Source organism: Methylophaga sp., from assembly GCF_030651745.1.
Genome location: NZ_JAUSCC010000029.1, coordinates 1 through 14,615 on the forward strand (window position 1 = coordinate 1; position 14,615 = coordinate 14,615).

17 protein-coding genes are annotated in these 14,615 nt (G+C 45.6%); 7 read left to right on the forward strand and 10 right to left on the reverse strand.

The annotated features are described in order from the left end of the window. The first annotated feature begins 94 nt into the window (after positions 1 to 94). The gene (gene ilvA, locus Q7V21_RS03235) at positions 95 to 1,609 is read left to right on the forward strand and encodes a threonine ammonia-lyase, biosynthetic (RefSeq protein ID WP_069294997.1); all 1,515 of its coding nucleotides are present in this window, start codon (positions 95 to 97) and stop codon (positions 1,607 to 1,609) included. Here the strand turns inward: ilvA and Q7V21_RS03240 are convergent, their stop codons facing one another. Next, positions 1,610 to 2,320, reverse strand: a complete 711-nt coding sequence (locus Q7V21_RS03240) for an SIMPL domain-containing protein (protein ID WP_069294996.1) — start codon at positions 2,318 to 2,320, stop codon at positions 1,610 to 1,612. Positions 2,321 to 2,457: 137 nt separating this feature from the next. On the opposite strand from Q7V21_RS03240, the gene pgl reads away from it, so the two are divergent. Genes pgl through apaG form a run of 3 tightly spaced genes read left to right on the forward strand, consistent with a single transcriptional unit; the run spans position 2,458 to position 4,521 of the window. Next, positions 2,458 to 3,168 (forward strand): 6-phosphogluconolactonase, encoded by a 711-nt coding sequence (pgl, locus tag Q7V21_RS03245; RefSeq protein WP_136552577.1) that lies wholly within the window; start codon positions 2,458 to 2,460, stop codon positions 3,166 to 3,168. A gap of 2 nt (positions 3,169 to 3,170) precedes the next feature. Next, the gene (gene glk, locus Q7V21_RS03250) at positions 3,171 to 4,139 is read left to right on the forward strand and encodes a glucokinase (RefSeq protein ID WP_069294995.1); all 969 of its coding nucleotides are present in this window, start codon (positions 3,171 to 3,173) and stop codon (positions 4,137 to 4,139) included. A gap of 1 nt (position 4,140) precedes the next feature. Beyond that, positions 4,141 to 4,521: a Co2+/Mg2+ efflux protein ApaG gene (apaG, locus tag Q7V21_RS03255; RefSeq protein WP_069295080.1), complete on the forward strand. Its 381-nt coding sequence runs from the start codon at positions 4,141 to 4,143 to the stop codon at positions 4,519 to 4,521. A gap of 11 nt (positions 4,522 to 4,532) precedes the next feature. Here apaG and Q7V21_RS03260 read toward each other — a convergent pair whose 3' ends face one another. After that, positions 4,533 to 5,393 (reverse strand): pentapeptide repeat-containing protein, encoded by an 861-nt coding sequence (locus tag Q7V21_RS03260; protein ID WP_084002852.1) that lies wholly within the window; start codon positions 5,391 to 5,393, stop codon positions 4,533 to 4,535. A 63-nt stretch (positions 5,394 to 5,456) separates the two neighbouring features. Here Q7V21_RS03260 and Q7V21_RS03265 point away from each other — a divergent pair, with 63 nt between their 5' ends. The 3 genes from Q7V21_RS03265 (at position 5,457) to Q7V21_RS03275 (ending at position 9,323) form a co-directional block, all read left to right on the forward strand. Next, the gene (locus Q7V21_RS03265) at positions 5,457 to 7,025 is read left to right on the forward strand and encodes a flagellar hook-length control protein FliK (RefSeq protein WP_176718895.1); all 1,569 of its coding nucleotides are present in this window, start codon (positions 5,457 to 5,459) and stop codon (positions 7,023 to 7,025) included. After that, the gene (locus tag Q7V21_RS03270; RefSeq protein WP_304915904.1) at positions 7,022 to 7,300 is read left to right on the forward strand and encodes an EscU/YscU/HrcU family type III secretion system export apparatus switch protein; all 279 of its coding nucleotides are present in this window, start codon (positions 7,022 to 7,024) and stop codon (positions 7,298 to 7,300) included. Before Q7V21_RS03265 ends, Q7V21_RS03270 begins: the two co-directional genes overlap by 4 nt. A gap of 181 nt (positions 7,301 to 7,481) precedes the next feature. Then, positions 7,482 to 9,323: a bifunctional diguanylate cyclase/phosphodiesterase gene (locus Q7V21_RS03275; protein ID WP_304915905.1), complete on the forward strand. Its 1,842-nt coding sequence runs from the start codon at positions 7,482 to 7,484 to the stop codon at positions 9,321 to 9,323. On the opposite strand, the gene Q7V21_RS03280 is transcribed toward Q7V21_RS03275, so the two are convergent. From Q7V21_RS03280 to Q7V21_RS03315, 8 genes are all read right to left on the reverse strand, one after another. Beyond that, on the reverse strand, positions 9,320 to 9,706 hold the full coding sequence (locus Q7V21_RS03280) for a DUF2802 domain-containing protein (protein WP_304915906.1): 387 nt from the start codon (positions 9,704 to 9,706) through the stop codon (positions 9,320 to 9,322). The two genes, Q7V21_RS03275 and Q7V21_RS03280, sit on opposite strands and share 4 nt — an antisense overlap. A 15-nt stretch (positions 9,707 to 9,721) precedes the next feature. Beyond that, positions 9,722 to 9,898, reverse strand: a complete 177-nt coding sequence (locus Q7V21_RS03285; protein WP_304915907.1) for a hypothetical protein — start codon at positions 9,896 to 9,898, stop codon at positions 9,722 to 9,724. Between the two features lie 9 nt (positions 9,899 to 9,907). Then, complete coding sequence (locus tag Q7V21_RS03290; RefSeq protein WP_304915908.1) at positions 9,908 to 10,387, reverse strand: chemotaxis protein CheW; 480 nt, start codon at positions 10,385 to 10,387, stop codon at positions 9,908 to 9,910. Positions 10,388 to 10,497: 110 nt separating this feature from the next. Beyond that, positions 10,498 to 11,085 carry a chemotaxis protein CheW gene (locus tag Q7V21_RS03295; protein WP_304915909.1) on the reverse strand — a complete coding sequence of 196 codons (588 nt, stop codon included), beginning with the start codon at positions 11,083 to 11,085 and terminating at the stop codon, positions 10,498 to 10,500. Further along, complete coding sequence (locus Q7V21_RS03300; protein ID WP_304915910.1) at positions 11,078 to 11,872, reverse strand: ParA family protein; 795 nt, start codon at positions 11,870 to 11,872, stop codon at positions 11,078 to 11,080. Before Q7V21_RS03300 ends, Q7V21_RS03295 begins: the two co-directional genes overlap by 8 nt. Further along, on the reverse strand, positions 11,869 to 12,789 hold the full coding sequence (gene motD, locus Q7V21_RS03305) for a flagellar motor protein MotD (RefSeq protein ID WP_304915911.1): 921 nt from the start codon (positions 12,787 to 12,789) through the stop codon (positions 11,869 to 11,871). The genes Q7V21_RS03300 and motD overlap by 4 nt, the downstream gene beginning before the upstream one ends. Before the next feature lie 2 nt (positions 12,790 to 12,791). Then, positions 12,792 to 13,532, reverse strand: a complete 741-nt coding sequence (locus Q7V21_RS03310; protein ID WP_304915912.1) for a flagellar motor protein — start codon at positions 13,530 to 13,532, stop codon at positions 12,792 to 12,794. 2 nt (positions 13,533 to 13,534) lie between these two features. After that, positions 13,535 to 14,615 (reverse strand): chemotaxis response regulator protein-glutamate methylesterase (locus Q7V21_RS03315; RefSeq protein WP_304915913.1); only part of this gene is annotated, 1,081 nt, incomplete at its 5' end.

Below are 14,615 nucleotides of genomic sequence, written 5' to 3' on the forward strand. Positions count from 1 at the left end.
TGGCTTGATTTATCCGGCCAATTATAGAGATAAATGGTCGGCAATGGTAACGTAGTCATCTTTGTTTAACTTAACAGACTGAATCTGGAACCCCATGCTCACAGGCTATGTAGAAAAAATCCTCAAAGCGCGCGTTTATGATGTCGCTATCGAAACACCTTTGGATTTAATGCCAAGATTATCCAAGCGACTGGATAATCAGATTCTGATTAAGCGTGAAGACTTACAGTCGGTGTTTTCCTTTAAGTTGCGTGGCGCTTATAACCGGATGAGCCATTTGACTGAAGCCGAGCGAAAGCAGGGCGTAGTCGCCGCTTCAGCAGGTAATCATGCGCAAGGCGTTGCATTGGCAGCCAATAAAATGGGTATTTCGGCAATGATCGTCATGCCGATTACCACTCCACCTATTAAGGTCGAAGCGGTTCGCATGCTGGGTGCTGATATTACCCTGCATGGCAACAGTTACGACGAAGCCTTTGATTTTGCCCAGCAGGTTTCTATCGACCAAGGCCGGGTGTTTATTCATCCTTATGATGATCCTTTAGTGATCGCCGGGCAGGGCACCATTGCGATGGAGATCATGCGCCAGCACCCGGATCCGGTATACGCAGTATTTATTCCGGTAGGTGGCGGCGGCTTGCTCGCCGGAATGGCAGCTTATATCAAAGCAATATGGCCGGAAATTAAGATTATTGCTGTTGAACCAGCTGATGCGGCCAGCCTTAAGGCTGCTCTGGATGCAGGGGAGCGGGTCAAACTGGATCAGGTTGGTTTGTTTGCCGATGGTACAGCGGTCAGACAGGTTGGCGAAGAGCCGTTTCGTATTGCACAAAAGACGGTCGATCATGTGGTCACCGTGGAAACAGATGAAATTTGCGCCGCGATAATGGATGTGTTTGACGACACCCGCTCGATAGCTGAACCGTCGGGTGCTCTGTCGATTGCCGGTGCTAAAAAATATATCCAGCAAAATGGTTTACGTAACAAAACCATGGTGGTTATCAACAGTGGCGCGAATATGAATTTCGATCGGCTTCGTCATGTGGCTGAACGGGCGGAAATTGGTGAACGTCGGGAAGTGTTGTTTGCCGCAACCATTGATGAACAGCCGGGCAGTTTCCAACGGTTCTGCAAAGCTTTGGCCGATCGCGGTATTACCGAATTCAATTATCGTTATGCGGATAAACAGCAAGCACAGGTGTTTGTTGGTGTGAGAATGTCGGGCCGTGACGAAGAGCGGCAGATTCTGTTTGAGAATCTGACTCAGGCGGGTTATCAGTGGATTGATTTCAGCGATAACGAAATGGCTAAATTACATGTTCGTTATATGGTTGGCGGACATGCACCGCAAGCTGAGAATGAGCGTTTGATTCGCTTTGAGTTTCCGGAACGTCCTGGCGCCTTATTACGTTTTCTGACGCATATCGGACAACGCTGGAATATCAGCCTGTTTCATTACCGTAATCATGGTGCTGCCTATGGCAGGGTGCTGGTGGGTATCCAGGTAACGCCTGAATTCAATGAAGAATTTCAGGCGTTTCTGGATAATCTCGGCTATGTCTACTGGCTGGAGACGGATAACCCGGCTTATGATTTATTTTTAAAGTGATTAATTGGTTACAGTAGTAGTGTCGCTGATTAATTGAATCTGACCATGAACATCAACAGAGACTTTATTGCTGCCCGCTTCAAGGGCAGCAGGCGCACTTTTGCTGCTCATATCGGCTGACATCATCATTTGGCTTTCCATGCGATATACCGGGGCATAACCACTGGTGTTTACCGACATATTCACCAGCCGGTAACCGGGTTCATTGAACTGTTGCTGCACTAACGATGCTTTATCACGAAACTTACTGATAGCCTGCTGCATTAATTCATTTTGCGTAGATTCGATTAAAGCATCGGACAGCGAAAATTCAATCGATTGCACCGTACCTAATGCTTGCACCTCACCCAGTAATTCACTCATTTGAGTGAAATCATGGCTATGTAAACGGATTTGTTGGCTGACCTGCCAGGAGACGATCTGACTGTCTTTATACATCGGACGGGTTTGATAACCGGTTGTTTGAGATTTTACTGAAGCAAAGGCTTTGATTTTTTCGAGCAATTGGTTGCTGCGCTGATTGACCTGTTGGCCTAATTTAGTCGGATCAGTACCATTGAGCATGACCTGTATCACGCTGGTTACTTGATCATTAGCCACTTCTGTTGACGCTGTTGCATTGAGGTTGATTAGGTTAAAGTTCAATTCAGTTTCAGCCGTCGCATTGGCTGAAAACAACAGCAGTGCTATAACAAAAAAGGTGTTTTTCATACTTTTTGATTCCTGTGAGAGAAAACGATCGTTGAGTTTGGCTTGCTGTCAGCGCAGCATGGTTGCTAAATTAACAGGATTTGACTGACACTGTCAGCGGATTACCGCACAAAATTATTTTAACGTTGAGGATAGACATGAAAGCTGTACAAAAAATTCTGCCTGATTCAGAGCGCCTGATTGAAGCTGCTGCCGAACATTTCGTCGTGACTGCACGCTCTGCTATTGCAAAACGAGGCGTCTTTTATGTTGCTTTGGCAGGTGGGTCGACTCCTAAAGGTTTATATCAAAAACTCGCAACATCGCCTTACGTAGAGCAAATTGACTGGGCAAGGGTGCATATCTTTTTTGGCGATGAGCGTTGTGTACCGGCAACGCATGATGACAGTAATTTCAAAATGGCCAGACTGGCGATGCTCGATCATTTACCCATCCCCGCAGAAAATGTGCATCGCATGCCAACCGAAAGTGGCGATGCTGCTGAAGTCGCCAGTCGCTACGAGGCGACCATCAAATTGGTTATGGAAGATAAACCTTTTGATTTGGTGTTGTTAGGCTTAGGTCCGGATGGCCACATTGCGTCACTGTTTCCTGAAACTCCGGCACTTGAGGTAACCGATACGTTAACCGCCAGTTTGTTTGTAGAAAAATTTCAATCCTGGCGCGTGACATTGACTTACCCAGTCATTAATTCCGCCCGGCAGGTCATTGTATTTATTGCCGGTGAGTCCAAAGCGGAAATTGTCAGAGATATCACTTCCGAATCAGTAAGTGGATTACCGGTACAACGGCTCGCGCCAACAGGTGATTACTACTGGTTTATGGATGAAGCAGCCGCAGCGAAATAATTATGAAAACGTTGTTAGCGGCTGACATCGGTGGTACCAAAACGTTATTGCAATTGAGCTATTCCGATGGCGAAGTCATAGCGCAACAACGTTTTGACAATAATGCTTTTGCGGATTTTGAACGTCTGCTGACAACATTTTTATCATCAATACCGGCTAATATTTTTCCTGTAACAAGTGCCTGTTTTGCCATTGCAGCACCGATAACTGGCCGACGCGTTCAATTAACCAATCTTCCCTGGATAATTGATGCCGACAAACTTTTAGCTGATTTTCCGATTGCCGAGCTTGAATTAGTCAATGATTTTGCAGCGGTAGGTCATGGTATTGGCGAATTGGCTGAGCAAGATTTAATTGTCTTGCAGCAAGGTGAGCCACAGGCCAAATCATTAAGAGCCGTTATCGGAGCGGGAACAGGGTTGGGACAAGCCATAATGTCACCTATCCATAAAGGCTGGCGGGTCTGGTCAACTCAAGGTGGTCATACTGATTTTGCTCCACTGGATCAAGCACAGCAACCGTTACTGACTAAGTTGTTGGCGCAATTTGAACATGTCTCGTATGAGCGGGTATTGTCGGGATCAGGTTTAGTCATGCTCTATCAGTTTATGGCGGAGCAGCAAGGAATAATTAGTGACAATACCTTATCTGCTGAGCAGATAAGTGAACAGGCGATGCTGCATGCTGAACCGTTGGCGGTAAAAGTCATGCAACTGTTTATAGAGATTTACGGTGCTCAGGCCGGTAATCTGGCGCTGACGACATTACCCAGAGCCGGGCTTTTTATTGCCGGCGGTATTGCAACCAAAAATTTAGCGTTATTTGAACAAGACCATTTTATGCAATCTTTCCTCGCAAAAGGACGGATGAGAGAGGTATTGGAGCAAATTCCAGTCTACCTCATCAATAATCCTGAGGTAGGACTGATAGGAGCACGTCTGTTGGCTCAAAAAGCGTTGTATAATGTCTAACATGACGGATAAAAATAATCACATTCTGGTTAATGTAGAAACCACCTATCTGGATCACGAATCTGATCCGGCAAAGGCAAGGTATCTTTTTGCCTATACCATCACCATTACCAATGAAGGCGACACGCCTGCAAGACTATTGTCACGCTATTGGAAAATTACCGGTGGAGATGGTCATGAGCAAGAAGTGGAAGGTGATGGTGTTGTTGGACAACATCCTTATTTAGCTCCGACTGAGACTTTTACCTATACCAGTGCAGCTATGCTGGATACACCTGTCGGCATGATGCAAGGTCATTACAATATGATGGATGATAACGGCAGTCGTTTTGCTGTTGATATACCGGCATTTACCTTGGCAGCACCACAAAAGTTACATTGAAAATCGCTGCTTTATAAGCACTTTCCAACTGAACCCGTTGCGCAAATACGCCCGTCAATCCAGATAGCTTTATCCAATATAGCGTTTTGCAATTCACTGCCGCCCAATTTGGCATCCCGCAAATTAGCAAAGCTCAAATCACTGTAGGTTAAATTGCTGTAAGACAAATCGGCTTGTTGCAGATTTGCGCCTTTCAAATTGCTGCCTTGCAGATTGGCATAACTCAGATTAGTCAGCTGGAGATCGGCATAACTCAAATCAGCTTCATGCAAATCACTGTTCATCATGTTTGACATTGCCAGTGCGCTGTTACGCAGATTTGCTTTTGTCATGTTAACCGAAGAAATATTCATGCCGGGTTTCAGACAATTTTCCCAATTTACTTCTGGCGCTGGAGCACTGTCACAATCTGCATCCGAAAGCGTTGAGGGGGTAGGGAATAAAAAAGCGCTGACAAATATGCCGATTAAAATCAAAGCAATAATCAATATTGGCCAGAAACGGGCGGGACGTTCTGGTTTAAGCCTTTGCAATAATTCACTACGTTGCTGACGTTGTTGAATTAAAAATTCGGGTTCCTGCTTACGTCGTTGTTCCCGGCGCATTTCACGTTCGGCTTCTGTCAGTGGCTGATCATTGCGCCGATCAAAGCCATCACGCTCATCAATAGTCAATGGTGGGGGAATGATGGGCTCGACAACTTCCTGTTCAAGAATCTCACTTAATGGTTGCCAATGCTGTTGGTCAGCACTAATCTCGGTTTGAGGATTAATTCTGCCCAATTGCAGATTACTTTTCAGCAAAGCCATAGTGAATGGACCATTAACGGTCTTATTCTGGCGGGTGTACCATTTTGTACTGAATTTTTTCATTGGCCGGTCTTTGGCAGCAAGTTGGTTGTTATACTAGCATTGTGTTTAACGCTGGGTGAATTCATGCAAATACCTCAGACCTCACAGGCTGCTCAGGTCACTGTAAGTGGTTCGGTAAGTCCAACGTTGGCGTTATCGCCCGGACAAATTGCGCAAGCTGTGGTGGTATCGTCAGGTAAAGCTGGCGAAAATGTCGATATTCAGTTGGCTGGAAAGGTGGTTACCATTCAGGCTGGCGTCGATTTACAGCGAGGTCAGACTATCGAATTGCAGCGAACCGATACTGGTGATAAAGCGGCTTTTAAATTGGTCTCCGTAGCTGCAATTCCACCAGTTTTAACTGACTTTCGGCCGGGTCAAACGTTACTTGCCGAAGTTATAAAGATGTTGCCTCAGCAATCTATCCTGCTGGCACTGCAGCAAACTGGAAAATTACCTGTTCCATTGGAATTGGATGTCAGCAGATTGAGTTCCAGTTTCAAACCTGGCCAACAACTTTTAGTACAAATTCTCAGTAGCTCACCTTTAAATGTCTCGTTACAGAATCCGAGTCTGAATGTTGCAGAAACCCTCAATTCTCAACAGCGTCGATTATTACCGCTGGTTTTAGCACAACCCCCGCAATTACAAAATGTGATTAATGCATTACCGGAATTGAAATCGATGGTGCCGGTGCAAAATGCGGTCAGCCAGATGTGGCAAAACATCCGCGAGCTACAATCCGTCCAACAACCAGCCAATTTGCTGCAAGCTATTCAACAGTCTGGTGTGTTTCTGGAGCGTCAATTGCTGCAGCCGAATCCTCAAATAAACGGTGATTTTAAGGCCAACTTACTGAAGCTGGCTGCGGCGCTGGAAGGGCAAATCCGCCAGACAGCTAATGGTCAAATAAATGCTCAGAACCTTCCGGTCGAAATTCGTACGGCATTGATAAATTTACTTAATCAGCCAGCGGCATTGCAGCAACTTCCATCACATATTACCAATGCACTTTTGGCAAGTGGTCAGACTCCCGCGCAGCTATTGACCATGTTGCTCGCCGGACAGACACCCACTGGTACAGCGGCTAACAGTCAACAAGCCCTAACGGCGCAGAATATAACCACCCAGCAAATTGCTCAGAATGCTCAATTGCAGGCTGGAGTAAATGATTTAGCGAGATTGCAGATTTTACTTCGAGAAGTAGAAACAGCTATCGCCAGGGTGCAAATGAACCAACTGACTATGGTCAGAGAAGCAGATAATCCCGCGCAACCGCAAGTATGGTTGATGGATGTGCCGCTGCGTGACAGACAACAACTGCAGTGGATGCAATTACAACTACAAAAAGGGTCAAAGCAAGATTCGGATGCTGAGGAACAGTGGCAAGTCACGCTTAATCTGGAAACTCAAAACCTGGGTAAATTGCGTGCTTCTATTGGTTTGCAGGCAACCATGGTCAGTGTTTCCTTAACCGCTGAGGATCCAAAAGCCGTGGCTTTACTGGAACAGAATATTGATATCCTGCAGCAGAAATTATCCGCACTGAATTTACAAGTGCGTCAATTAAGTTGTCATTGCGCTCCGGTTGAGTGGTTAACACCGGTTGCACAGAGTTCTCAGACAGATGCTTTATTGGATATCTCTGTATGAAACAACAGGATCAGCCATTACGTGCGATTGCACTGCATTATGATGGGGATAATGCGCCAACGGTGACGGCAAGTGGTGAAGGTGACATCGCCGCAGAAATTATCCGTATTGCCAAGCAACATAATATTCCATTACGTGAAGATGCGGCATTGGCTGACATGCTTAAAGATATGCAATTAGGTGAAGCGATACCCGAAGCGTTGTATCGGGTTATCGCAGAAGTGATTGCTTATGCTTATATTGTTTCAGGAAAGTTTCCTAAGGATAAAGGTTAAATTCCTGTGCGGATTATCTTGCGTTAAACCAGTATTGGCGTGTTTACGGCAGTTTTGTTTATGAAAACTTTATAAACAGCATTACAAAAATCTTATTAAGTGTTGATTTTAAAATATAAAACAGCTATTTTCATTTGCATGTATTTTACAACCGGTCATAAGAAACCGCCGACAAAAACAGATGAATACGCTACTCACCATTGAGTCACCGATGTCAAAGACATCCGAGCAGAGCCCGACGGCACCGATCTCTGCGGCGGAAGTTAATGATTTATTGGCGGCTCGGATTTTGATTAGTGGGACGCGGTTATCAGATCTGGCTTTTCTGCAAACCATGCTGTCATTGAGTGGTTTTACCAATACCAGTACCGCAAATGGTCCCGAAAAGCTGATGCAAGTGCTGAGACAAACCATTAGCGATGATCACTGTGATATTGATTTGATTATTCTGGACTGTCGGCTGGGTGATTGTAATGCACGAGAATTGCGTCTCAAACTGGATCAATTTGATGAGTGGCGATTGATTCCGGTGATTGCATTAACCGAAAAATCACAATGGAATCACAATCAGTTGTTAACCGATTTGGGCCATGGTGTCACGTCGTTGCTGTACCGTCCCCTTACTGCAGAATCCTTACCTCCAGCCGTTATGACCACTTTAGCTATCAAACGCGAGCGGGATCATTATCATCTGCGTCAACAACAAATTGAAGACGAAAATGCCCAGTTGCGGGTGATGGAAGCGCGTTTGCAATTTTCAGTAAATCATGATGATTTAACTGGACTGGCCAATCGGCGACGGCTGGAACAGGCACTTGATATTACATTGACTCAGGTACGAAATTTCCATACCAGCAGTGCGTTGTTTTATATCGATCTGGATAGCTTCAAAGTGCTGAATGATGCGGAAGGACATGAGGCAGGGGATACTTTATTAGTTCAAGTAGCAAACTCACTGCGAGGCTTCTTTAAAGTCCGCGATACGCTGGTAAGAATAGGTTCAGATGAATTTGCCGTATTAGTCGATACTATTGATCCGGATACAGCCGTAGCTCGTGCAGAAGGCTTGCGGGATCTGTTTGATGGCTATAGCTTCACCTTTCATGATCATGAATATCATTTATCTGCCAGTATTGGCGTTAAATGTATTACTGAAGCCAATCTTTCGACAGTGGGCGAAATCCTGTCTCACGCCAATCAGGCCTGTTATACAGCTAAAAAACGTGGGCGTAACCGTGTTCATGTCTACAGCCCGGCAGATCGGGAAATGTATGCGTTGAGGCATAGTGTGGAATGGGCCCCAAGAATTCGTGCGGCGTTGAAACAAGAAAATTTCATCCTTGAATTTCAACCTATCTACTCGCTGAAAGATAACAAAATCAATCATTATGAATGTTTGATTCGAATGCGCGGGCAGGGCGACAAACTCTATTACCCTCAGGATTTTATCCCGGTAGCAGAAGCTATGGGGCTGATCCATCAGATTGATCTCTGGGTGGTCAGTCATGCCTTTGAGCTGCTCAGAAATATTCCGGGAGACATTGCGCTGGCAGTGAACTTATCGGGTAATATTTTTCTGGATAAGAATTTATATCCTCTGGTTGAACGTAAGCTGCTGGAGACAGGTGTCGATCCATCACGTCTGGTATTTGAAATTACTGAAACCTCAGCCATTTCCAATTTCGATCAAACCAAACATATGGTTGATCGGCTGCGCCATTTAGGCTGTCGATTCGCATTGGATGATTTTGGTGCCGGATTTAACTCGTACAGTTATTTAAAGCACTTCCCGGTGGATATTCTGAAAATTGATGGTGGATTTATCACCAATTTACATAACGATCCTGTCGATCAGTTATTGGTGAAATCAATGATTGATATCTCTCACAGCCTTGGCAAGAAAACCGTGGCGGAATTTGTCGAAGACAGAGATACCCTAAAAATGCTGCAGGATTTCGGAGTCGACTTTGTGCAAGGTTATTTAATCGGTAAACCGCAACGCGCACTACCGCCGAAGCTTTAGTGTAAATCTGTTACCGAATGACGCTGTGCCCCATGCAGTCGGGTGATCAATAAAGCTTCTTCTTCACTTAAATTACAGTTATCAATCAGCTGATTAATATCGACGCCTTTGCGGGCTAAGCGAATAGCATGCTCGTAGCTTTGTTGCTGGGGTTGGCCCAGATCCATAGTGTTTTGCTGTTCACGCATTTTCATCAGGGCTTGTTCAAATCGCACAATCCGTTCATCTGAGCCCACCGCTGCGCTGCAAAGTGCTGACAATTGTTGTTGCAATGCGGTTATTTGGCTGGCTTGAGCCCGATTTAATCGAAAAAAACGGTAGCTGGTCGCCAGCAAAACAAGCCCCAGCAAACCGATCAGAATATATAAGCTGTATAAAATCATAATGCGCTCCCAAAATCACACATATTCATCAATAATGCCGGTTTTAGGCGGCCGGTTAGGTGGAATGTCCTCATGGTCTTCTGGTTTTTGTTTATCTTGTTGTTTCGGTCTGTAGCGCCGTTTCTCATCCGCTGGCGTATCCACACTGGTGGAGGGCACCAGTGGTTGAGCAGGATGAATTTCATCGGCCATAGGATCACGTTAAAAGCTGGCGATATCAGCTATTTCATCGTCATTAAGCAGCTTATTGACGTCAACCAGAATCAGTAAGTTTTTATCCCGACTGCAGACACCCTGAATGAAACGTGAACTGTCTTCACTGCTGACATTAGGGGCGGTGTCGATTTCTGATTGATGCAGATAAACCACTTCTGCAACACTGTCGACCAACATGCCGATAACGTTGCCATTCACTTCCGCGATGATGATGCGTGAGTCCTCATCTGTTTCTCGCGAAGGCAGGCCAAACCGCTTACGGGTATCGATTACAGTAACAACATTGCCCCGCAGATTGATGATGCCCAATACATAATCCGGGGCGCCTGGTACAGGGGCAATTTCAGTAGGTCGTAATACTTCCTGCACCTGCATCACATTAATGCCGTAAATCTCCTGGTCCAATTGGTACGATACCCACTGAAGAATCGGATCATTTCCGGCCTGATTTGTTTGTTCGCTCATTTTTGTTTCCTTATTCACAAAACATTGACTCAGGTGATGCTGCCAATTTTATGACGATCTTTATCTAAACCTATCAAAGCACAGTCTGTGCCAGTTTTTTTGTTCGGTTATCACAGTATTTTTAATAATTCAGTTAATGAAATAATACTGCTTAATGGTGACATCAACATACCTGCCAGCCAGGGCCTTTGACCAGGTTCACGTCGCCAGCGTACATTTTCGTTATCAAGCTTCACGACATGCTTTATAGCCGAAACCGCTAATCCTAACTGTTTGTTGTTCACTAGTAATATGTAGCGGTTATCTTCGGAATTACTTGATTGATTGGTAATTAATGTTGTCAGATCAATTACTTGGGTATGTTGTTTGGGCCGGCTTAAGGTGCCCACCACATAGCTTGCATTCCCCGGTATTTGTGAGAGACCTTTTTCCGGCCAGTTTTCAATGCCATCCAGTTCATCCAGAGACAATGCCAATTGCATGCCGGCAACTTCAAATAATAACGCCTGACCGATTTTGTCTGGAATATTGTTGATGGTCTGAGTGATGTCGGGTTCAACAACAGGTGGGGCGGGAACAGTTTCAATGGATTCGGTTGCTGTCTGTTCCAGCGTTTCCAGTTCATCATCAAGCAATAACTCTTGCAGATAAGCTGCCAGAGCATGTTTTGGTTCTTTAATTTGCGTTGGCTTAGACATTGTTGTCCGATTTTGGCAAAGGGGCTTTGATGAGTTTTTTCATTAAACGCTCATAGGCCATACTGCCACGACTTTCAAGATTAAGTGCAGGTAATGGAATACCGGACTTACTTGCATCACGGAATTGTGTATCAATCGGGATAGCGTCCTGCCAGAGATTTGCCTCATGATCCTGCTGCATTTTCAATAACGTCTGGGTACCTGCGCGGGTCCGGCGATCAAACATGGTCGGTACAATTAAATAAGGCAGTTTGTGTTGGCGGGAATGATTGATCAGCTGCAGGGTATGCAGCATACGTTCAAGTCCTTTCAACGCCAGAAACTCAGTTTGTACCGGAATTAATAACTCATCACAGGCTGCCAGTGCATTTACCATCAATACGCCCAGCATAGGGGGGCAGTCTATCAGTACATATTCAAAGCGATCATGAAGTTGCTGTAAGGTTTTATGAATAACCAAACCTTTACCACTCTGAATGCCTAGCTGACGATCCAAGGTGGCCATGGCGGTGGCTGCCGGTAGCAGGTAAATATTTTCCTGGCTGGTTTTTTTCAACGTTTTGAATATGGCATTCAAAGGTTGTTGATCTGACTGTTGAAACAAGGTGTAAATGCTGTTTTCGATAGTGTCAGGATCAAAACCAAAATAGGTCGTCAATGAACCGTGAGGATCCATATCTACCAATAAGGTGGAGTGACCTTTCAACGCAAGATGGCTAGCCAGACTGACCACTGTGGTGGTTTTACCGACGCCACCTTTTTGATTGGCAATGGCCCAGACCGTCATGGTGATGTTTCACCTATCTCAGCGGGTGCCAGAATCGGCGAGGTAAGACTGTCGGTAATCGGTGTACGAATATTCTCCACCTCTTTTGCAGGTTGATTTAATTGTTCATCAAACACATCAAGCGTCCTTCGACTCTCCGAACTACCTAATATAACTAAAACAACACGGCGGTTTTTTTGCCTGCCGGCTTCGGTTTCGTTATCGGCAATCGGTTTGAATTCGCCATAACCAATAGCGGACATCCGGCTGGGCTCAATGCCAAAGCGATCCAATAAATTAACTACGCTGGCTGCCCTGGCTGCTGATAATTCCCAGTTAGACGGGAAACGCGGTGTGTTAATCGGCTGATCATCGGTGAAACCTTCAACCTGTAAAGGATTAGCAACCGGGGCCAGTACATCTGCAATTTGACCAATAACCGGCACAGCTTCGCGGGCCAACCGCGCATCACCACTGGCAAACAGAAAATTGGAGTTAATTTCTACTTCCAGCCAGTCTTCGGTTTGTTTAATAATGACATCTTCATTTGTAATCAAATCTGCAAGCGCGCTGCTGAGTTGCTGTGAAATATCATTAATAGTGCGAACACTTTGTTCTGAAACAGGCGGTCTTTCTTTAGGTAATTCCGGCAGCTCGATTTCAAAATCAGGAACGTCTGGTTTACCCGGAGAGGCAACACGTTCACCTTGGCCACGACTGACTTCACCAACCTGAATCGGATCACTGCTGCGACTCGGTTGTGAAAAAACGCTTTCCAACGTTTCAGACAATACCCGGTATTTACCTTCATTGATTGATGATATGGAGTACATCACCACAAAAAAAGCAAACAGCAGGGTAATGAAATCAGCATAGGAAACTAACCAGCGTTCGTGGTTTTCGTGTTCCTCATGCCGTTTTCTGCGACTGCGAGCCATAATTAACTTAAATATGCCTGCAGACGGCTCTCGATATTACGTGGGTTATCTCCGTCAGCCACGCTGATCAAGCCGTCTATCAACATCATTTGTAATTGGGTGCGTCGTTGCACCAGCGTTTTGAGTTTATTACCCACGGGTAAAAACAATAAATTCGCCAAGCCGACACCATAGATGGTGGCAACAAACGCCACCGCGATACCGGAACCCAGTGAGGAAGGATCTGCCAGATTACCCATCACATGAATCAGCCCTAATACTGCGCCAATGATACCAATAGTCGGGGAGTAACCGCCCATGGCCTCATAGACTTTAGCCGCCTGCAAATCGTTGTTTTCCATAATATCGAGATCGGTTTCCAATATCTCTCGAATGATTTCCGGCTCTGCACCGTCCGCAATAAGCTGCAAGCCTTTTTGGGTAAAGATATCGGATTCCTGCAATGCCATTGCTTCCAGGCGGAGTAAACCTTCACGTCGGGCGATTTGGTTCCAGTCGAGAATTTTTTCTAATAGCCGTTTAGCGGATTGTTGGGGTGGTTTAAAGATCCATACGGTCATTTTCAGCGCACGGATAAAGGTATTCATTGGCGTCTGTAACATCACCGCCCCAAGCGTACCGCCCAATACGATTAACAGCGCTACGGCGTTGAGAATGGTGTCAAGATGACCACCTTCCAGATACTGACCGACGATGATGGCGCCAAATCCAATCAGTAAGCCCAGTATGCTGAGAATATCCATGGCTATTTCAGCGCCGTCAGTAGTTTACCGATTTCCGTCAGACTCAAAATTTTATCCGCTACACCTGCTTTGGCAACGGCCATCGGCATGCCGTAGATGGTACTGCTTTGTTGATCCTGAGCCCAAACCGTCGCGCCTTTTTGATGCATTTTTATCGAACCTTCACAGCCATCCGCCCCCATTCCAGTGAGGATAATGGTCAGAGTCTGTGCTGGACATATTTGTGCGACTGATTCTAGGGTGACATCAATGCAGGGGCGGTAAGTTGCATTATCAGCACCGGGATCGACCTGTAAATAAAGTTGACCGCGACGACCTTTAAGCAATAACTGTTGGCCGCCAGGAGCCAAATAAGCAACCCCCGGACGTAAGGCATCATTTTGTTGAGCCTCTTTGATCTGGATATCGCATTGTGAATTTAATCGTTCAGCAAAAGAGGGGGTAAAGGTTGCAGGCATGTGTTGCAGCAGAATAATCGGAAACGGAAAATTAGCCGGTAATTGCGACAAAACATTCTGTAATGCAACTGGCCCGCCAGTTGAGGTACCAATTACCACTAATTCAATTTTCTTCTTTTCAGCGGAAATAACCGGTGTGCTGGGCTTTTCAGGAGCTTTAACAATAGATGTCTGTTTATTAGGCTTTGAATGTGTTCCTAGAAAATTAATGCGATCGCATAATTTCTGGCGGGCACTGGCCTTGTCCTGGGCCAGATCTTCAAACCGTTTAGGTAAAAAGTCCATGGCCCCGGCATCTAACGCATCCAGTGTTGCTTTGGCTCCATCGGTCGTCCATGTTGACAGCATTAATACCGGTGTGGGGCGGCGACGCATGATTTTTTTGACGGCCCCAATACCATCCAGCAGGGGCATTTCCAGATCCATGGTCACCACATCAGGTCTATAACGAGATACCTGTTCTACTGCCTCCAAACCATCAGCTGCACTGGCAATAACTTCCAGCCGCGGATCGGCGTTAATGATTTCAGTCAGTCGCCGGCGGAAAAATGCTGAATCATCAACAATCAGTACCTTTACAGTCACAAATATCCTTAATAATTTCGATGTGCGTAGGTATTCATTA